This window comes from Peribacillus sp. NPDC096540 (assembly GCF_050278525.1).
Taxonomy (GTDB): domain Bacteria; phylum Bacillota; class Bacilli; order Bacillales; family DSM-1321; genus Peribacillus.
This window is the reverse complement of record NZ_JBNNTG010000028.1, coordinates 1-20198: the sequence shown is the minus strand read 5'-3', so window position 1 is coordinate 20198 and position 20198 is coordinate 1. Positions and strand designations below refer to the sequence as shown.

Below are 20198 nucleotides of genomic sequence, written 5' to 3'. Positions count from 1 at the left end.
AACAGCCGTATTGTTGGTAATAGTAGAGTTCAATAGATATGAATAGTCTCCCACAACCTTGAGGAAGACTATATATTTATCCTTTTCTAACTGAAGGTAAAAACCTTATATGTTCACTACCAAGGAAACTTCTTTGAAGCTTCACTTTACTGGCTAAAAACAAAATAATTTCTTTTAAGTAAACGGGGCTTAGACATCAATTCATCATGACTTAATTGTTTCTCTATTTCGTGTGTTATCTTTAATTTCCTTCACTTTCTCTTCCAATTAGTAACACATTGAATGGATGGAGCCCTGTTAATTTTAAATAGACCTTGTTCCATCAGGTAACTCCCAATATACGTTATCATTTGTCTTCGTTACTTGCCAAGGCCACATAAGGCTCATCCTGCAATTGTTCAATTCCACACCATTGAATTAAAGTAAGGGCAATAATTTCCGCTGTCGCGAACACATTGTCCAGTAAGATATATTCATTTGGATAATGGGCAACCTCTGTTACTCCAGGACCAAAAACGATTGCAGGCGTTTCACCGACATGAGTCAGCAATCCTCCATCAGTCCCCCATGGAGAGGCTTCAATGACCGGATCTTGTCCAGCAACTTGCCTAAATTGATTGACGAGCGTATTCATTAGTTCATGTTCTACATCAATTGCCCCTGGAACCCAGCGCGCTCCGAACCATTCTAAAACGGGCGGATTATCCTTGAACCATTCATCAACTTCTTTGATCTGTAACAGCCAATTAGCCATTTCGTTTTTGGCCTGCTCCATCGTTTCCTCTGGCGCAACACCCATCCTACCTTCAATTTTCACGAGGTCCGGAACGGAGGAAGGCCAATTACCGCCTTCAATGACACCTAAATTGATTGGAATTGGGATAGGTGTGTTCTGATAAAGCGGATCACTGATACGTGCATTTCGCTTTTCTTCCAGAGCACGAATATGATTTATAACGGTCATACTTTTTTCAATGGCACTAACACCTTCATACCTGGTTCCGCCATGAGCTGACCGGCCTTTTACCAGAACTCGGAACCACATCGACCCCTGCTGTTTGGGAAAAATCCTCATATTCGTTGGTTCAGGGATAAGGGCAGCATCTGCTTTGTATCCTCTCAAGACGGCTGCTAACGTTCCGGCTCCGCCGCTTTCTTCTTCAATCACACTTTGAAATATGACATCTCCCTTTAAATGGATGCCATTGTCCTTTAAAGCCTGCATAGCAAGGATAAGGGATACATTGCCTCCTTTCATATCGGTTACGCCACGTCCAAACATTTTCCCATTCTTTATGGCTCCACTATATGGATCGTCATCCCACTGATCCCGATCACCATCTGGAACCACATCGATGTGTCCGTTCAAGATAATGGAGCGGCCGCCTCCAGTTCCCTTCATAATTCCCACCACATTAGGACTGTTGGAAAATTCGCTGCGAGGAGAATAGAAATAGGAATGCTTTTTCAGCTCCCCACCGTTAGGCTCCCAAATATCAACCTTCAGGCCCATTTCCTCTAATTTTTGGGCTACGATAGCCTGCGCGTCTGCTTCATTTCCTTGGGTACTCGGCGCTTGTACCAATCTTTGCAAAAAGTCTGTTCCTTCTTCCCGATGATCCTTAATCCATTGGTTAATCCGTTTTTTTAAATCTGGCACTTTTATCCTCCTTGTATAGACATATTCTGATAGATTACTGAAAGTCCCATTCCACCCGCCATACATAACGTTACCATTCCGTACTTAACTTGAGAACGCAACATTTCATGCATCAGTGTAACTGTCAATTTTGCACCTGTTGCTCCTACAGGGTGACCAAGTGCAATTGCCCCTCCATTGACATTGACGATATCCGGATTCAAATCTAACTCCTTGATCACTGCAAGTGCTTGGGCAGCAAAGGCTTCATTAAGTTCAATCAGTCCAATATCCTCTAAAGATAGACCTGCTTTTGCCAATGCCTTCCGAGTCGCTGGTACTGGTCCAATCCCCATAACTCCAGGTTCAACACCTGCACTGGCGAAAGCCTTAATTTTCAAAAGCGGTTTTAAACCCTTTTCTTCTGCCTGCTGCTTGGACATTAATAGTACAGCTGCTGCTCCATCATTCATGGGACAGGCATTTCCTGCCGTTATAGTTCCTTCATTTTTGAATACCGCTGGAAGACTGGCTAGTTGATCCAGATGAATGTCCTCACGAACTCCTTCGTCTTGGTTGAAGATTTGAAGTCCTTTTCGATCCTTGATTTTAAGCGGAATAATTTCTTGGTTAAAGCGACCTTGTTCCACAGCTTTCAAAGCCTTCTTATGGCTTTGAAAAGCAAATTGATCCTGTTCTTTACGACTGATACCGTATTGTTCAGCCAGGCGCTCAGCTGTTATTCCCATATGCTCATTTCCCAACGAGCAAATTAATCCATCTGCCAGCAAGGCATCTTCCATTGTTACGTTTCCAAATTTACCGCCCCATCTATTTTTCACGATATAAGGCACATTGCTCATGCTCTCCACTCCGCCGGCAATGATTACGTCTTCTTGACCAGCAGCGATTGTTAAAGCAGCATTGGTAATAGCCTTTAAACCTGATCCACATGCCTTGATTACAATGTGGCCTGGGACACTGTGCGGGAAACTTGCCATCTGTGATGAAATTCGGGCCGAGTTAAGTCCGCCTCCGTGGACATAGCCATGTCCAAAAATGACTTCATTGACCTTTTCTTTGCCTAAGCCAGACTTTTCCATTAAGCCTTCTAATACTTGACGGCCCAATTCGGTAGCTTTAACATTCCGGAGTGATTTTCCAAAGGATCCAACTGCCGTTCGTGCTCCAGCAACGATGACAACCTCATTCATGCCTCTTCCTCCTCTTACCTATTCAATGCTGTTGACAGTAGCCCCGATTTTCAACGTCGCCTCTGTATTCGCAATCACATCATCAACTGTATAAGGTGCCATAACTTCCTTCAACACCAATCCCTCTTTTGTAACTTCCATGACAGCCATTTCTGTAATGATTAAATCTACACTTCGTTGTGCAGTTAAAGGAAGCGTGCATTTCTTTAATATCTTCGATTCACCCTGCTTATTCACATGATTCATCAAGACAATCACTTTTTTGGCTTTTTGGGCCAGCTCCATTGCTCCGCCCATCCCCGGAACCCGTTTGCCTGGAACAATCCAGTTGGCCAAATCCCCTGTTTCACTAACTTCTAATGCCCCAAGGATGGTAATGTCGATGTATCCTCGACGAATCATGCCAAATGCAGTTGCACTGTCAAAGTAAGAAGCCCCCATTACAGTCGTAATCGGAAAACCTCCTGCGTTACAGAGAGCAGGATCTTCTTCCCCTGGATTCGGACTGGGACCTGTTCCAAGAACACCGTTTTCCGCATGGAACAGCACATGGATATCTTGAGGTAAATGTTCGGCCACTAAGGTAGGGATGCCAATACCTAAATTGACGATTAATCCGTCATGGATTTCCTTGGCAGCGCGTTTGGCGATGCGATTTCGTACATCTACTCCCATGCCCATTTCCAATTCACCCCTTTTGTCGGAATCACCATATCTACATAAATACCTGGCGTGGCAATACACTCCGGATCCAATTCGCCTACCGGAACAATTTCTTCAACTTCTGCTATCGTAAAGGCTCCTGCCATCGCTACCAGCGGATTAAAGTTGCGGGCACTCTTGTCATATACTAAATTCCCCATCGGGTCTGCCTTTTTGGCATAGACGATACTCACTTCCGAGGTCAAAGCGGTTTCGATCAAATACTCCTTACCGTCGATTACCATTTTGTCCTTGCCTTCTTCAGCTATCGTTCCAATCCCGACATCAACAAAAATCCCGCCCAAGCCTACTCCGCCTGCACGAATCCTTTCAGCTAATGTCCCTTGCGGAGAAAACTCCACTTGCAGCTTTCCATCAGTCATGAGCCGACCGGCATTAGGGTTGGATCCGATATGAGAGGCAATGACCTTTTTGGCCCTTTCAAGGGTCACTAGCCTACCAATTCCAATATCAGGGAATCCTGTATCGTTGCCAATCAATGTTAAATCCTTAACACCCTTGTCAATGATGCCCTGTATGAGTGTTGGCGGAGTCCCCACTCCCCCAAACCCACCGTACATAAGAGTACATCCATCGGTGATATGCTTGAGTGCTTCTTCCATGGTCACAATTTTGTTTTTTTTCGAAATGACCTGCTTCATATGGTTCCTCCTAAATAGCCTGCTTGTTCTCTATCAGACCTTCCGAGTGTAATTCATGCTGCAATTCCTCAACTGAAGCTTCCAGTATCTCTACAAGGCTATCAATTTCTTCATTTGTAATAACAAGCGGAGGAGATATAATAACTGCATCACCCGCGATTCCATCGATTGCCCCTGAAGCAGGGTAGATCAACAATCCCTTCTCAAATGCCTTATTGACAATTCTTGAGGTTATGCCATTTTGCAAGTCGAATGGAGTTTTTGAAATCTTATTGGAAACAAACTCAAGTCCCAAGAGAAGCCCTTTTCCTCGTACATCACCAATGATGTCAGATCTCTTAGCCAGGCCATGTAATTTCTCCAATAGATACTGTCCTTTCTCTTCCGCTGCCTGAACAAGATCCATTCGTTCAATAAAGGCAAGTACTTCTAAAGAAACCGCAGCAGATAGAGGATTTGCACTATATGTGTGTCCACCCATGATTGAATTTGACCCTTTTAAAATGGGTTCCATAACCCGATCACTAACCAAAGTGGCGGCAATTGGAGTATAGCCAGCACTCATACCTTTCCCCAATGCGATGATATCTGGGGTAACTCCCCAGTGTTCCACGGCGAACATTTTTCCTGTACGGCCGATTCCAGTCATAACTTCATCAGCGATAAAGAGAATGTCATAGCGTTCGCATATTTCCATAATTCTTTGATAGTAACCATCCGGTGGAGTAACAGCACCAGCTGATGCCCCGATAATTGGTTCAGCGATGAATGCGGCAATATTCTCAGAACCAATTCTTTGAATGGACGTCTCTAATTCATTTGCACACTGCAGTTTGCAGCCGGATGTTTCACTATTATAAGGGCATCGATAACAATACGGAGCAGATATACTAGGAAAATCCTCTAATAATGGTGCAAAACGTTTTCTTCTTGACACATGACCGGACATCGATAAAGCACCCATCGTAATCCCGTGATAACTCGTCCAGCGGGAGATGATACGATTTTTTCGCTCATATCCTTTTTCTTGCCAATGTTGAATAGCTATCTTCATCGCCGTTTCAGTTGCTTCTGATCCACTGTTCACAAAAAATGACCAATTTATATCTCCTGGAGCTAACTCACTTAGCTTTTCGGCTAAAGTCTCTGCGGCTTCACTTGTAAAATGAGATCTGTATGCAAAAGAAACTTTACTCGCCTGCTCTGTCATTGCCTCAACAACATCTAATACTCCATGACCAATACTCGCCGTAACCGCACCTGATGATCCGTCGATGTATTGTTTTCCATCCGTGTCATAAAGATATATTCCCTTACCATGAGAGACAGTCGGGTAATTATGATCTAGAATGGGCTTAATCAAATGATTGCGCTTCATTTCATCTCTCCTTTTTTACATTTTTTTACCGACTATATATTTATTCTATGAAGTTCAAGTCCGCTAAAACCCTTAAACTATTGGAAAAATTCTATTAATGATAGAGTTTAGATTGAAATATGAATCCATAAAACCTAGTTTACAAACTAAAAGGTTCATCCTGAATCAGGATTGATTCTGTAGGGCAGCCTTCCATAGCATCATGCATGTCATCATGCAGAATCTCAGGAACTACGGCAATCCCCTGATTATCATCCAAGATAACGAAAGCGATCCCTTGATCGTCATAGTCATAAATTTCAGGACCTGTTGAACCGCATGCCCCGCACGCAATACAGGTATCTTTATCAACCCATGTGTATTTAGCCATTAAAAACTCCTCCTATTTGAAAGGTCCATTTAAAGAAGATAAATCTTTACCCCAAATATTCATGTCCTCATACTTATCCCAAATATTGCAATTCTTCGTAAATCTTCCTCCATATTCATATCCCAGCTGGTGAAAAACAGCGTTCATGCCCATTGATAGAGATCTTGCTAAAGAATAGGCACAATAAATATTTTTCCTAATAAGTTCTTGTTCTAATTCTGAGATAAGCACCTTCATAAAACCATGTTTTCGATGTTGAGGGATTGTTGCACAGTCTGTTAGTTCAGCATTATGATACATATCATTTACTTCCGCGGATGCGGCACTAACGATAGTTCCTTCATATTCGATAACACTAAAGATCGTACCTTCTTCCATCACTTTTTTTATATATTGCTCATCATTCATTGGTGTTGGATAGGTTTCAAAAATTGCACCGTATAAATTTGCCAGCTCTTGTGCATCTTTAACCTCAGCAAATCGAAGGGAATAATTTTCAGGTATTTGTTGCTTTTCTATTATTCTAGGAATATCAATGACATCTTGGATAATTTTATCTTCCTTCATCCAATAGTCACTTGTTCGTCTTTCATTGGTAAAATAAAATGCCATGCAATAAGCATCATTCCCATTAAAATACTTACTCAATATTCCTTCCAGCATAAATCCATGGACCAATGTCGCAGATAAATCTTCTTGTCTAGCTTTAAGTATCAATTTTGTAAAGCCATGCTCCTGAGCGATGGCTAGAGCTCTTGTAATCGCTTTTTTGATATTTCCCCGATAATCATCAATGCGTAAGCGATGATTTGCATGATCAAGATAGAGTTCCATTGTAAAACCGTCCCCAGTCTCAATTCGGGTGTAAAAAGGCAGATTTTGAACAGACATTATGTACCCTCCTTAACTAAAATTCGGGAGAAGCGATGTATCATCTACTTCTCCCGGCATTCTATTTCCAATTAAACAATTTCTTTACAGGTGCCTGAAGAAGCTGTTCATACGTAAACTCATCAGGATACTCACTCACGTCATATATAGATAAGGATTCATCCACCTTCTGATTCATCGAATCAGACACATAGATTCCACAATTTGGACAGTTCAGGGCTGGAACCTGAAGAACTTTTATTGATCGTTTACCATCAGGCATAATCCAGTAACAATCCTTCTTTTCACTTTCCTCAACGTTGGGGGCATTACACCACAAGCATTCCATCCTTATTCCCCCTTGCCTTCAGAACTTCCGACCAAGGCGTTCTTTTTTTCTTGGGCTAACCTTAATTTTTCCTTCATTTCATCACGTTTATCACGGCGATCCTTCAAAGAAGCATGTTCATCAGTAGTTTCATACGCTTTTCTCTTATCAAGGCGACGTAGGCCTTCTGGTACCAAATTGAATTTTTCATCTGTCATCAGAGCAGAAATCCCCACAGCTCCTTTTCTTTCTTCTGTACCATACACTTCATCAAAGTAAGCATCTGCACTTCCAGAAACATAGTTCTTCGGCTCCGGATAGCTCGTGATAACACCTTCAAAGTTCCGTAAAACCACTTTATCCGGACTTTGCGAAAGGAGGTAATTGGGAGTCAAAGCAATTTTCCCTCCTCCGCCAGGAGCGTCAACAACAAAGGTTGGCACCGCATATCCTGATGTATGGCCACGTAACGCTTCAATGATTTCCAGTCCTTTTGAAACAGGGGCACGGAAATGGCCGATACCTTCAGATAAATCACATTGATAAATGTAATAAGGTCTTACCCTTGCTTTAACACAGTCATGCATAAGCTTTTTCATAATATGAACACTATCGTTAATACCAGCAAGTATAACAGCCTGATTACCAAGTGGTACTCCAGCCATCGACAACATATCACATGCCTTTTTCGCTTCTTCCGTCAATTCAAGTGAATGGTTGAAATGCGTATTTAACCAAATTGGATGATACTTTTTCAGAATATTGCATAAATTTTCTGTAATCCGCTGCGGGAAAACGACCGGTGCACGAGTACCGATCCGAATGATTTCCACATGTGGGATCGCACGTAAATTACTCAATACGTATTCGAGAATCTTATCATTGATTAACAGGCCATCTCCCCCAGAAATCAAAACGTCTCTCACTTCCGGAGTATTACGAATATATTCAATCGCCCCGTCTAATTGCTTCTTAGGAACGCCCATGCCAACCTGACCTGAAAAACGACGACGAGTACAATAACGGCAGTACATAGAGCATTGGTTCGTGACAAGAAATAGAACGCGATCCGGGTAACGATGCGTTAGACCTGGAACAGGAGAATCTTCATCCTCATGCAGCGGATCTTCCAAATCATATCTAGTCTTGTTCATTTCTGCCGAAAGCGGTACAGACTGCAAACGAATCGGACAGCGAGGATCATCAGGATTCATCAATGATGCATAGTAAGGTGTAATATTTAAAGGAATTGTTTGAGTTGAAATCCGAACCCCTTCTTCTTCTTCCGGTGTCAGGTTCACAACTTTTTTCAAATCATCCAAAGTTTTAATTGTATTGGTTAATTGCCAGAGCCAATCATTCCATTGCTCTTCCGTTACATCTTTCCACAATTCAATCTCATTATAATGTCTACGTCCACCAAGGTATTCCTCATGTTTTACTTCCATTCCCATCAAACTCATTAAAATTCCCTCCCTCTTTATCTTAAGAAACTATATATATATCTACTTGCAAGAATGATGCCAACATCCAAAACAAGAAAAACATAGAAAAAGAGAGCGGATCGTCCCCATAAACCGCAAGATATTTTTCGTTACGCCTAATATTTTGCAGCCAATTTCTTTGCGCCAAGCTGATATGGAATTAATGCTTATCCTTTTGAGATTGAAAAAAGAGGGTCTCTATACGCAAGAGCCCTCTTCAAGTTACATACTTATTCTATTGAACAACCATTCGCTAAAAGTATAAGTGAATGATAGCGTTTTCAATTATTCTCCATTCATTTTGATTCCTTCGATCCTGCGGCATAAACTTTTTCTATACCGTACTTGTTTAACTTATATTGTAATCCTTGTCTTTTAATAGTAAGGGCCTCAGCTGTTTTACTGATATTCCCGTTATATTTCTCAAACATATTTATAATCATTTCCCTTTCCATTTCTTCAAGAACGACAGGTAAATCAATCTTATTTTTTAATGGAGGATGATAGCTCTGCGCATTTGATGCGGCATATTTTTCTGAAGAAGGGAATAAATAAGCAGGAAGATGATGTTCATCAATCATAACTTCCCCTGCGTCCATGACATTAAATGCTAACTCGATGGCATGTCCCAGTTCACGAATGTTCCCCGGCCACGAGTATTGAAACAGCCGTTGCATCGCCTTTTGGCTGATCCCGCCTACATCCGAAAAGAATGATTTATTGAATTTTTGAATAAAGTGATTTACTATTTCCGGAATATCCGTTTTACGTTCCAGAAGAGAGGGCATTTGAATGGTTACGACATTCAAACGAAAAAACAAATCCGAGCGAATAATTCCTCGCTCTAACGCCTCATCTGGAGAAATGTTCATCGCAGCGATGATTTTCACATTAATTTTTTGCTCCTTCGATCCTCCAACACGGCGTACCTCGCCTTCTTGCAGCACTCGCAGCAATTTTGCCTGCAGACCAAGGTCGAGGCTATTCAATTCATCAAGAAACAGGGTACCGCCATTTGCCTGTTCAAAAATCCCCAGTCGGTCCATCGCTCCGGTAAAAGCCCCTTTCGTTGTACCAAACAGCAGCCCCTCCATTAATTCCTTTGGAACAGCCGCACAATTTTGCGCAATGAATGGTTGATTTCGCTGAGCACTTACATTATGTATACTTTGAGCAATAAGTTCTTTTCCTGTCCCTGTAGGTCCATAAATCATGACTGGAGAATGCGTACGAGCCGCTTTCTTTGCTAATGAAATAGCTTCTTGAAAAGCAGGACTACTCCCAATTAAATCACTAAAATGATAGGTGGCTGTCCCTTCAGAGAACTTACTTTTCTTATGGGTCTCGGCCAGCTGGGAACGCAAATCAACAATTTGATCGTACATGTTCATGACCTTGGTAATATCCTTTGCGATTTCTACTGCCCCAATAATTTCACCGTCCTCGTATAAAGGATACGTGCTATTAATAGAAGTTATTTTTTTCTCTTTTAAATTGACATATGTTTGAATGGACTCAATCGTTTCGATGCCTTTTTCCAATGCTACATGCAGCGTACTGGATTCATCAGTCAATGAAGGATACAGCTGAAAGATATTTTCTCCTAACACCTGCTCACGATCCAGCCCATCGATGTGAGCCATCATTTTATTATAGAATACGGTATCTCCATCCTTATTAACTATATGGACACCAACATTAATCACATTCAATATCCATTCAAATTGAGTGGAAAACTGATTTACAGAAGTTTTCATTTCATCATCTCCGCCCTGTCATTGATAGTATTACTTGTAAATTATAGCATTTGATAGGAGATATTTATCTACATAATCTGAAAACTCACAATTCTCTCCATCCGACTATCATTGTTTCTAGGTTTTTCAGGCAGATTAATAAAATAATAAGTTATCATATAAATAAAGGAAACTCACTCTCAGCAAAGAAAGTATTGATAAAGAGTATAATATGATGTCAGGGGTGAGCGGAATTTCAGAACGAAGCAAAGAAAAAGGGTTACAGATTAAACCATGGGAAGATAGAGACCTTGATTTACTTTTTCAACTAAATGCCCCAGAAATGATGGAACATCTCGGAGGACCAGAGAGTAAAGAACAAATTTTGAAACGCCACAAACGTTATCTTGAGATAGGAAGTAAGGGGTGTATGTTTAGCATCATCCTGTTTCCAGAGGAAGAAGCAGTTGGCTCCGTTGGCTACTGGAGAACCATGTGGAATGATGAAAGTGTGTACGAAATTGGGTGGAGTGTCCTCCCTTCATTTCAGGGGAAAGGGATTGCGTCCGATGCAGTGAGGGCTGTAATAGCAAAAGTCACAGCCGAACGGAAATACAAGTATATTCACGCATTCCCATCAATCCATAATGATGCGTCAAATGCAATTTGTCGCAAGCTTGACTTCAATCTTACCTCCGAATGTGAATTCGAATACCCTCCAGGTAGCTTTATGCGTTGCAATAGTTGGCGTTTGGAACTTATCTAACAATGGACTCATTACCATTAGAATAGTAGTAAATGAAAGAGGAATTTGGATAGTATTGGATTAAAGGCAACCAGCTAAAAGTTTGTCAACATTTAGAAGTCCGTTCAATGGAGTGGATTTATTGGCTTGAGTAGCAATTACAAAAGCTGTTCCACCAACAATTATCATAGCTCCTGTATGAAACAGCAGTAAGAACAGCAGGTGACATATAGAAATGGGAATAGTTGAATGACAGTATCTGAGATAAAAAGATTTGGTAAATTTTAGTGGTATGGGAAATTCCTCCATGTTACAGTAGTAAATAGGGATATTCCCCATTTTAAAGGAGGCCTCGCCATGATTATTAAATGGGTTAGACTGCGATAATTAAAGGGGCAGGCCAAACAAGCTCCGGAAAGAATTTATTGATCTGCGCCTTAGTAACGGCTATTAGATAATATTTAATACGGAGGTAAAAAACATGAGTGAACAGATACTGAAAATAAATAAAGTGGATATATGTACAGAAAGTTTTGGAAACTCTAAGGACCCTGCTGTCCTTTTGATCATGGGAGCGATGTCTTCATTAGACTGGTGGGATGAGGACTTCTGTCTCCGCCTCGCTGGTCAGGGGAGGTTTGTCATTCGGTATGATCATCGGGATCTGGGACGATCGACCATTTATGAACCCGGTACTTCTAATTATTCAATAACCGACATGGCTGACGATGCCGCGGGTGTCCTGGACGCTTATTCCATAGAGCAGGCTCATATCGTTGGAATGTCCCTAGGGGGTATGATCGGCCAAATTCTTGCCTTGAGATATCCGGAACGCGTATTTACGCTTACGTTAATTGCATCAAGTGTGTTCGGAACTGTGATGGAAAAACTGCCTCCAATGGACCAGAGCATATTGGATCACCATGCGAAGAGTGCTTCCATAGATTGGTCAAATCGGGAGGCGGTCATCCCCTATCTTGCGGATGGATGGAAAACTTTAGCCGGTTCCAAACCTTATGAGCAGGAAAGAATATATAAACTGGCGGAAAAAGAAGCGGACCGCGCCAAACAGCTCCCGAGCAGATTTAATCATGCTATGCTGCAAGGCGGAGACGTGTATTTCGATAGAATGGGTGAGATCAGGGTACCTGTCCTCATTATTCATGGCACAGAAGATCCAGCCCTGCCATACGAGCACGGACTTGCTCTTGCGAAAGCCATCCCTCATGCTGAATTAGTGACACTTGATGGATCAGGGCATGAGATTCATAGTGAAGACTGGGACGAAATTATAGATTCAGTTATAAAGCTTAGTTCGCGATAAAAGAATAAGTCGAAAGATTTAGCCATTATGTAAGACGGCTGCCTTTTTATACTTTGGAAGATGAATAATCCTAAAGGGGTTAGCATAAGGAATATGTTGATTTACACCGTTATGGATATCCCTATATTAAAGGCCCAATTTCTCAGTGTTACAAACGAGAAATTGGGCTTCCTTTACTTGAAAAATCAAAGTATTAAAATCTGTTTAAAGATTAAAGGAGAAATAATTTCTATAAAGTTGTTATATAGCGCGCACACATAAATTAATTCAAATGCGTGGTACTATTTAAAAACTAATAAGTTTATATGGATGTTCGGTATACTCAAAAAGATGTATCACCATTTCAACTTCTACTATCCTACCCCCGAAAGTTTTATAAGAAAGAGCTGCCTTAAGACAGCTCTTCGGATAAAACTTTCGCCTATGCTTACTTTTTCAAAACGGGGATCCATATTTCACTTCTAAATGTTGGTGAGGTTACATCTTTTTTTTCGTTCCAAAGGATTTCTGGCCCTTCTATTTGTTCATAGTTAGAGGATTGAAACCATTCGGAATAAATACGTCCCCATACATTTTGCAGTGTTTCAGGAAAAGGTCCGACTGCTTCGAAAACCGCCCATGTAGATGCATCAACTTCAAGCAGTGTTAAGTTATCTGGACATTCCCTTGTTGTTGCTACGCCGATATAATGATCAAGCTCCCCTTTTTCCTCCAACCTGCCTTCGGAAAAGTTCGCAGATGCACTAAGCAGGCCTAATGGCTCGACATTCGATAGGTTTTTAAGTTCATTTATCGTTTTCTCGTCTAAACTTTCCCACATAGATGCAATCTCTGGATTAATCCCGTTAAAAATGATTGGAACTCTTTTTTTAATTCCAATAATGTGAAATGCCTCTTTTTCTTCAATTCGATAGTTCATTTCACTGCCTCCTTTAATGGATAATTGGAAGGACATCGGTGGATAGGCTTTAAGTGAATGGCCATTACTTCTCGCTTCTGATGGTGTGATACCATGCAAATGTTGAAACGCTCTTGCAAAAGAGTCTGGTGAGCTGTACCCGAACTTTATCGCTATATCAATGACCTTTATGTTGTTATCTTTTAGCTCAAACGCTGCAAGCGTAAGTCGTCTTCGGCGGATATACTCGGATAGTGAAATACCTGCAAGGAAGGAAAACATCCTTTTAAAATGATATTCCGAGCAATAAGCTAACTTTGCGACTTCTTTAAAGTCAATATCGTTCGTAAGATTTTCTTCAATGAATTTAATGGCGCCATTCATATTTTTGAGCAAATCCAATTCAATGACCTCCTTATCTCAATAGAATAGCAGGAGTTGAATCTAATCATCCGACAATTCGTGCACGATTATGTAGGGTCTATTCCTACTTCAGCTAAACTTCTCCGTTAGGTCTGGAAGGAAGAACGAAAAGCATTAACCATTTCCTGATAACATAACTAAGTCATTACCCATTCTCCAAGTACTTGCTGAAATAATTGCAATAACTGCTAAACTCACAACTTTTATTAACTCTAATTTGCCTTATTCACTCATATGGGTATATATTCTTCAACGATAATAAATAAGCCTTCTTCAACACCCCGCCCACTCTGTTAGAGCTTTATTATAAGACGCCCTTAATAAAAAAACAGGTAAAACCCCAAGCAATTCCATACGTTTTCGCCTTACCAAAACGGGTAGTGTATTATAGAAGCATGAGTATGATAAACGTCTCTCTTTAGGAGGAATGTTCATGAATCCGGTCATTTTATTTGATGGTGAATGCAATTTTTGTGATTCGAGTGTTCAGTTCATTATAAAGCGTGATCCGAAGGGAGTTTTTCATTACGCCTCCCTTCAAAGTGAAGCTGGACAAGAGTTGCTGAAAAAGTACGATGTTCCTGCAGATATAGATAGTATGGTACTGATTGAAAAAGATAAGGCCTATTTTAAATCGTCTGCAGCCCTTAGGATTTGCCGACGCTTACAAGGGGCATGGAAACTGTTTTACGGTTTTACCATCGTTCCAAGCTTCATTCGGAATATTGCTTATGACTTTATTGCCAAGAACCGTTACAAATGGTTTGGGAAAAAAGAAGAAAGCTGTATGCTGCCATCGCCAAGTGTTCGAAAGCGGTTTTTATAAAAAAATAAAAAAAGGACGATAAGCTATCATGGCTTTTCGTCCTTTTCATTGTGTAAAAGTAGAATACCTCCATAAATGATTGGCCGTAGGATGCGCCATCATTTCGAGCCCTTTGTTTTTTGCGTAAGCGTCAAATATTCCCCACCTACAATTTGTAAAAAACGCATGAGATAATCTCCTTACATCCTATATGTGGAGGTTTTTTTATGACAAAACAACTTATAAAGAAAGAATGGGAAGCCCACATCCAAGATTTTAAAGAAAGTGGATTATCCAAAGCTGCTTGGTATCAAAAACAGAATCTACCGGTTCATCGGCTCTATACTGGCTCAAGAAATTATCACCTCAAGTGAAAGAGCCGAATGAAAGTAAACATACAAATTGGATATCTATGAATGTCCCTCTCATAGAAGAAAAAATACATACCACCATCCGCATTCATTTTAAAGGAGCTACAATTGAAATAGATGCACCTTTTACTCCCCATATGCTTCTACAGCTATGATGCCAGAAGAAACAGCCATTGGAAGGGTCTGTATCGCCGCAATGAGTTACAGACTTACGTAAATCCATTGATGGACTGGCAGCCATTGTGAAGGAAGAGTTTGACTTAGATCCCTTTTCCTCTTGTTTATTTGTCTTTTGCAATCGCTCACGCGAAACTAAAGATTCTCGTGTGTAACCACTTAAAAGGAATCTGCCAATTTGCAGTAGGTTGTTTTTAAAGTTGATTTTTGAATTGCTGTAAGGAGAAAGTCATTTTATAAAAAGAGTTGGTTTTATAAGAGAGGCCTAAGGAAAGACTATCCTTATTATAATAAATGGAGGTCTAACTATTTGAGTGTGAATGAAAATGCTTTGTCCATTCTGGCTCTAGGCGGAGTGAATGAAATCGGTAAAAACATGTATGTGGTTCAATATTCAAACGATATCGTCATTATCGACTGTGGTGCAAAGTTTCCTGATGAAAGTTTATTAGGAGTCGACTTGATCATTCCTGATATTTCCTTTCTACAGGAAAATAAGGAGAAGATCCGGGCTTTAATCGTGACTCATGGGCATGAAGATCATATAGGCGGTATCCCCTATTTTTTAAAAAAATTAAATGTACCCATTTATGCCACACGTTTAACACTTGGGTTGATTGAATTGAAATTAAAAGAACATAACCTTTTGGGTGATACTGAATTAATCCAGATCGACTCGGATTCAACGTTGGAATTTGGGGAGATGAGTCTGGATTTTTTCAAAACGAATCACAGTATCCCCGATTGTCTTGGAGTCACCATGCATACACCTGAAGGCACGGTCGTACATACAGGAGACTTTAAATTTGACTTAACTCCCATGAATGATCAGTATCCCGATATTCATAAAATGGCCAAAATCGGGAGTGAAGGTGTCTTGGTTTTATTATCTGAGAGCACTAACGCTGAACGTCCCGGATCCAGTCCCTCGGAGCACCTGGTTGGCAGCCATATTGAAGAGGCGTTTATGCAGGCTAAACATAAAGTCATTCTTTCAACCTTCGCTTCAAACGTCAATCGCGTTCAACAAGTGGTGAACGCTGCTCAGAAGACAAACCGAAAACTCGCCTTACTGGGACGAAGCATGGTGAATGTCGTATCTGTTGCCATCGAGCGCGGCTACCTCGAGGTTCCTGATGGGATGCTGATTCAAGCACATGAAGTCGATAATTATGCTCCTGAAAGAGTAGCGGTTTTATGTACGGGAAGTCAAGGAGAGCCGTTTGCTGCCCTGTCTCGCCTTTCTAGTTCGAATTATCGGGATATGAGCATATTATCGGGTGATACAGTGATTCTTGCCTCCACTCCAATACCCGGAAATGAACGGGATGTTTCCCGTATCATCGACAACCTGTTTCAATTGGGGGCCAAAGTCATTTACGGTTCTGGGACTGTAACAGGCATGCATGTTTCTGGACATGCCTATCAGGAAGAGTTAAAGCTCATGCTTACCCTGATGAAACCTAAGTATTTCATTCCCATTCACGGTGAATATAGGATGTTGCACCAACATCGACTACTAGCTGAGTCTGTAGGGGTGGAAAAGGAAAATACTTTCATCATCAATAATGGCGATGTCGTTGATATTGAAAACTCGGTCGCCCGTCAAACCAGAAAGGTTGCTGCCGGCAATACCTTTGTTGACGGTATGGGCGTTGGTGATGTTGGAGAAGTCGTACTGCGCGACCGTAAACAGCTTTCCGAAGATGGGATGCTCGTAATTGTCATAACACTAAGCAAGACAGAAAGAAAAATAGTATCAGGACCCGATACCATTTCCCGTGGATTTGTATACGTTCAAAATTCCGATGAGCTCCTTAGACATGTAAATCGTCTTGTCACGAAAACGGTCAACGACTTACAAAGTGAAAAAATATACCGATGGAATATCATTAAACAAACCATAAAGAAGGAACTAGGGCAATATCTCTATAACCAAACTAAGAAAAAACCAATGATCCTTCCGTTAATCATTGAGATTTAGCATCAAATCCAAAGCCCACAAAAAGGGAGCTCGACTGCAATAGTCGAGTTCCCTTTTTTCAATCAAGTTCTGATTTACTTGCTTTTTCCCGCCATCGCTTTGTTCTTATTCCAAACCTTGAACTTCATGAAAATGGCAGCAAGCCCGATAAACACTATGAACCTTAATTGCATCTTCTTTCCGTTCAATCTTACACATCAAGAAGTCGTTTTGACCACCGCCTGATTCTTCCTCTTGCTTGAAAAGAGATAAGCGATGCCTGCAATCCCCTTAAAAAATGATAAATAATTACTAAAGTGCCTAAGACTATTAAACTGATTACAAAACTGATTGCAACGCTTTTAAAAAATGAAGTTATATTATTATTCATTCAAATGTTTACTCAATTCTTTAAGTTTATTGATAATCTTAAAAAAATAATCGTGTTAATTATATTTATTAGAGTTGCTTGTACCTCTCCTACAAGTTCTTGTTGTGCACTATAAACTTCTGCCCCTTCACTGCTGGCATTTAATGAATTTGGCATTGATGAAATAATTATAGTTAGTGCTAAAAATGATGATAGTATTTCTAAAGTAGAGTCCTCCTAGTGTGTGTAATCAATTTAATTTGCGAATCAAGCTTCGTTTATTTTTTAAATATTCAGTCTTTATAAGTCATGAAAATTATTGAAATGCATCCCCCCATATATTCTTTAAAATATGTTATTTACAAAATACCCCTTTTAGTAAACAATGTTCAAATAAAACCGATAATATACCGTATATTCTCGTTATTATTATAAATTAAAATGTTCTCAAGATAATTTTACATATAGTATTTTACCTCGTTAGCTTGATGTGTATCTGGTAAGATCCCTTTTGCAAAATAAAAAAAGCACTATGAATGATATCATCCATAATGCTTCCGACCTATCCTCTAAACTGACTTTGGAATCCCTCATGCAACCGATCAGGCAGCTCGACAAGGGTTTCGTTCAATGTATCCAATTTTGTTTCAATCCGATGAAGCAAATAAAGGGTAACAATAATCGGAAACCCGATATCACTGAAAAATGGCAGGATTTGATCCACTTTTGTTCACCTCTCTTCTGGTATGGTGAAAAACAGGCTCACCTATTTCAGGACACGACCTTCAAAGATGAGCCTGCCTGCTTACAGTTAGATAAGTTCAACATCCTCGACATTACGCTCGACAAGGCGTGCTCCTTTAATACTGACAAAGTCGCCCGATGATGCAACGAAGGCATTCCCAATAATCATTTGCTTCATTGCCGATTTGACTGTATTCGCATCAACCGGCTCCTTTGGATTTTCAACGGAAATCGTCGCTGACTTTCCTTCCTCTGTTACGAATATCATTTCCAATACTCTAGCCATTTTGTATCACCTCCTGTTTTTTCAACCTTTTGCTAAAAGCCGATTAGCCAATCAATGAATTCGTATCCACTCGGGTCACTTCACCCATTGGATAATTCTGCACGCTTGCAATTGCTGTTGCTGCCGAAAACAACTGATCCGCCGTCGCCTCAACCTTGATGTTCGAAAATGATCTACGCTTGAAAACGATAGCCCCCTTTTCATTTAACCCCGTCTCAAAATCAATCCGTAATGTACTTGATACTGGAATTTGGTTTGCCATGTCGCTCACCCCCTTTCACACTCCATATAAACTTTTACGAGATGAAAGTAGCATGGTGGTGAAAGTTTTTTCATTTTCTTTGGTAAACGCAAAAAAACTGCCCAAGTATCTGTACTTGAACAGGTTATTCAATATTCTTGAGTTGACATAAAAAAACCCTTTAACAATCCTGTTGTTAAAGGGGACAAAAGTTTATTTAAATGAACCAAATATTTCTTCTGCCAATTTACGACCCGTCGGAGTTGCAGCCAGTCCGCCTTCAGCTGTTTCACGAAGCGCAACTGGCATGGTCAATCCGATTTTATACATAGCATCGATAACTTCGTCACATGGAATTCGGCTCCTAATACCTGCAAGAGCCATATCAGCCGCCGTTATCGCATTAGATGCCCCCATTGCGTTACGCTTCACACAAGGAACTTCAACCAAACCTGCCACAGGATCACAAACTAAACCAAGCATATTTTTCAATGTGATTGCCATCGCTTCTGCAGCTTGACTTGGTGTACCGCCGGCCAATTCTACAATGGCAGCTGCTGCCATTCCACTTGCTGATCCCACTTCGGCTTGACAACCTCCAGCTGCTCCAGAAATGGAAGCATTGTTAGCCACAACAAAACCGAATGCAGCAGAAGTGAAAAGAAAATCAATCATCTCAGCTCGGGTTGGGTGTAATTTTTCTTTCACGGCAAATAACGTACCGGGAACTACTCCAGCAGAACCTGCAGTTGGAGTGGCACAAATCACTCCCATTGCTGCATTGACTTCGTTTGTCGCAACCGCTTTACTAACGGCATCCAATAGCAAATTGCCTCCTAGTGCCTTACCTGTTTTGATATAATTTTGCAACAAAACTGCATCTCCACCCGTTAGACCTGTAACGGATTGTACACCTTTAAGACCTCTTTCAACTGCTTGTTCCATAACAGTCAAATTCCTGTCCATTTTTTCAATAATCTGTTCTCTCGACAAACCTGAGAACTCCATTTCTTGTAAAATCATGATTTCCGCGATTTTTACATTTTTACTTTCAGCAAGTTCAACCAACTCTGCTACATTTCGGAACATGTTTTTACCTCCATATCTATATCAACACGTTTAGTGATTCTTATTCAACCATTTTAATAACTTGCGAAACGTTTTCCAATTCCTCAAGTTCTTTCATGACATTCTCATTGATTTTTTGATCAACTTCAATCACCATTAGAGCCATTTGACCTTTTTCTTTTCGCGATACTTCCATGTGGCCAACGTTAATTTCATGATTCGCTAAAACCGTTGAAACGGAAGATATAATTCCATAAACATCGTTATGTACCACTAAAATAGCTGGGTTTTCACCTGATAATTTTAGCTTAAACGAGTTCAACTCTATTATTTCTATCGTTCCGCCACCAATGGAGATTCCAACAAGCTCTAGTTCTTTATCTTCACCAAACAGTCTAAT

22 protein-coding genes and 1 pseudogene are annotated in these 20198 nt (G+C 40.6%); 6 read left to right on the top strand and 17 right to left on the bottom strand.

All coding sequences use genetic code 11. The features are described 5' to 3' along the window. Positions 1-146 precede the first annotated feature (146 nt). The 11 genes from ACQKMR_RS20820 to ACQKMR_RS20770 form a co-directional block, all read right to left on the bottom strand. On the bottom strand, positions 147-227 hold the full coding sequence (locus ACQKMR_RS20820) for a hypothetical protein (protein WP_427699085.1): 81 nt from the start codon (positions 225-227) through the stop codon (positions 147-149). A 119-nt stretch (positions 228-346) separates the two neighbouring features. Continuing rightward, entirely contained in the window at positions 347-1660 is a 1314-nt protein-coding gene (locus ACQKMR_RS20815) for a peptidase (protein ID WP_427699025.1), read from the bottom strand. A 2-nt stretch (positions 1661-1662) separates the two neighbouring features. Next, positions 1663-2853 (bottom strand): thiolase family protein, encoded by a 1191-nt coding sequence (locus ACQKMR_RS20810; protein ID WP_427699024.1) that lies wholly within the window; start codon positions 2851-2853, stop codon positions 1663-1665. Positions 2854-2871: 18 nt separating this feature from the next. Then, positions 2872-3534, bottom strand: a complete 663-nt coding sequence (locus ACQKMR_RS20805) for a 3-oxoacid CoA-transferase subunit B (protein ID WP_427699023.1) — start codon at positions 3532-3534, stop codon at positions 2872-2874. Next, positions 3519-4217: a CoA transferase subunit A gene (locus ACQKMR_RS20800; RefSeq protein WP_427699022.1), complete on the bottom strand. Its 699-nt coding sequence runs from the start codon at positions 4215-4217 to the stop codon at positions 3519-3521. The genes ACQKMR_RS20805 and ACQKMR_RS20800 overlap by 16 nt, the downstream gene beginning before the upstream one ends. 10 nt (positions 4218-4227) lie before the next feature. After that, on the bottom strand, positions 4228-5595 hold the full coding sequence (locus tag ACQKMR_RS20795) for an aspartate aminotransferase family protein (protein ID WP_427699021.1): 1368 nt from the start codon (positions 5593-5595) through the stop codon (positions 4228-4230). A gap of 139 nt (positions 5596-5734) precedes the next feature. Next, positions 5735-5965 carry a ferredoxin gene (locus ACQKMR_RS20790; protein WP_427699020.1) on the bottom strand — a complete coding sequence of 77 codons (231 nt, stop codon included), beginning with the start codon at positions 5963-5965 and terminating at the stop codon, positions 5735-5737. A 12-nt stretch (positions 5966-5977) separates the two neighbouring features. Then, a complete protein-coding gene (gene ablB / locus ACQKMR_RS20785; protein ID WP_427699019.1) occupies positions 5978-6856 on the bottom strand; it encodes a putative beta-lysine N-acetyltransferase in 879 nt (292 codons plus the stop codon). 61 nt (positions 6857-6917) lie between these two features. Continuing rightward, the gene (locus ACQKMR_RS20780; RefSeq protein WP_053347558.1) at positions 6918-7184 is read right to left on the bottom strand and encodes a YokU family protein; all 267 of its coding nucleotides are present in this window, start codon (positions 7182-7184) and stop codon (positions 6918-6920) included. 2 nt (positions 7185-7186) lie between these two features. Then, on the bottom strand, positions 7187-8611 hold the full coding sequence (gene ablA, locus ACQKMR_RS20775) for a lysine 2,3-aminomutase (RefSeq protein WP_427699084.1): 1425 nt from the start codon (positions 8609-8611) through the stop codon (positions 7187-7189). Positions 8612-8943: 332 nt separating this feature from the next. After that, the gene (locus ACQKMR_RS20770; RefSeq protein WP_427699018.1) at positions 8944-10404 is read right to left on the bottom strand and encodes a sigma-54 interaction domain-containing protein; all 1461 of its coding nucleotides are present in this window, start codon (positions 10402-10404) and stop codon (positions 8944-8946) included. 211 nt (positions 10405-10615) lie between these two features. Between ACQKMR_RS20770 and ACQKMR_RS20765 the strand changes: the two genes are divergently transcribed. Both ACQKMR_RS20765 and ACQKMR_RS20760 read left to right on the top strand, forming a co-directional pair. Beyond that, on the top strand, positions 10616-11149 hold the full coding sequence (locus ACQKMR_RS20765; protein WP_427699017.1) for a GNAT family N-acetyltransferase: 534 nt from the start codon (positions 10616-10618) through the stop codon (positions 11147-11149). 460 nt (positions 11150-11609) lie between these two features. Further along, positions 11610-12452 carry an alpha/beta fold hydrolase gene (locus ACQKMR_RS20760; protein ID WP_427699016.1) on the top strand — a complete coding sequence of 281 codons (843 nt, stop codon included), beginning with the start codon at positions 11610-11612 and terminating at the stop codon, positions 12450-12452. A 427-nt stretch (positions 12453-12879) separates the two neighbouring features. Here ACQKMR_RS20760 and ACQKMR_RS20755 read toward each other — a convergent pair whose 3' ends face one another. Further along, positions 12880-13752, bottom strand: a complete 873-nt coding sequence (locus tag ACQKMR_RS20755) for an AraC family transcriptional regulator (protein WP_427699015.1) — start codon at positions 13750-13752, stop codon at positions 12880-12882. Positions 13753-14206: 454 nt separating this feature from the next. Between ACQKMR_RS20755 and ACQKMR_RS20750 the strand changes: the two genes are divergently transcribed. The 4 genes and pseudogenes from ACQKMR_RS20750 to ACQKMR_RS20735 all read left to right on the top strand — a co-directional run bounded on the left by ACQKMR_RS20750 (position 14207) and on the right by ACQKMR_RS20735 (position 17110). Then, positions 14207-14599, top strand: coding sequence for a thiol-disulfide oxidoreductase DCC family protein (locus tag ACQKMR_RS20750; protein ID WP_427699014.1), 393 nt, complete (start codon positions 14207-14209; stop codon positions 14597-14599). A gap of 206 nt (positions 14600-14805) precedes the next feature. Next, complete coding sequence (tnpA, locus tag ACQKMR_RS20745; protein ID WP_427699013.1) at positions 14806-14952, top strand: IS66 family insertion sequence element accessory protein TnpA; 147 nt, start codon at positions 14806-14808, stop codon at positions 14950-14952. Between the two features lie 212 nt (positions 14953-15164). Then, positions 15165-15281, top strand: a pseudogene (gene tnpB / locus ACQKMR_RS20740) (IS66 family insertion sequence element accessory protein TnpB); the annotation flags it as partial. A 155-nt stretch (positions 15282-15436) separates the two neighbouring features. Beyond that, the gene (locus ACQKMR_RS20735; protein ID WP_427699012.1) at positions 15437-17110 is read left to right on the top strand and encodes a ribonuclease J; all 1674 of its coding nucleotides are present in this window, start codon (positions 15437-15439) and stop codon (positions 17108-17110) included. Between the two features lie 911 nt (positions 17111-18021). Here ACQKMR_RS20735 and ACQKMR_RS20730 read toward each other — a convergent pair. The 5 genes from ACQKMR_RS20730 to ACQKMR_RS20710 form a co-directional block, all read right to left on the bottom strand. Beyond that, positions 18022-18183, bottom strand: a complete 162-nt coding sequence (locus ACQKMR_RS20730) for a YvrJ family protein (protein WP_427699011.1) — start codon at positions 18181-18183, stop codon at positions 18022-18024. Between the two features lie 87 nt (positions 18184-18270). Further along, positions 18271-18489 carry a DUF2922 domain-containing protein gene (locus ACQKMR_RS20725; protein ID WP_427699010.1) on the bottom strand — a complete coding sequence of 73 codons (219 nt, stop codon included), beginning with the start codon at positions 18487-18489 and terminating at the stop codon, positions 18271-18273. Between the two features lie 43 nt (positions 18490-18532). Continuing rightward, on the bottom strand, positions 18533-18751 hold the full coding sequence (locus tag ACQKMR_RS20720; RefSeq protein ID WP_056530283.1) for a DUF1659 domain-containing protein: 219 nt from the start codon (positions 18749-18751) through the stop codon (positions 18533-18535). Positions 18752-18943: 192 nt separating this feature from the next. After that, on the bottom strand, positions 18944-19819 hold the full coding sequence (gene sdaAA / locus ACQKMR_RS20715) for an L-serine ammonia-lyase, iron-sulfur-dependent, subunit alpha (protein ID WP_427699009.1): 876 nt from the start codon (positions 19817-19819) through the stop codon (positions 18944-18946). A gap of 40 nt (positions 19820-19859) precedes the next feature. Beyond that, on the bottom strand, positions 19860-20198 hold a 339-nt coding region (locus ACQKMR_RS20710), incomplete at its 5' end, for an ACT domain-containing protein (RefSeq protein ID WP_427699008.1).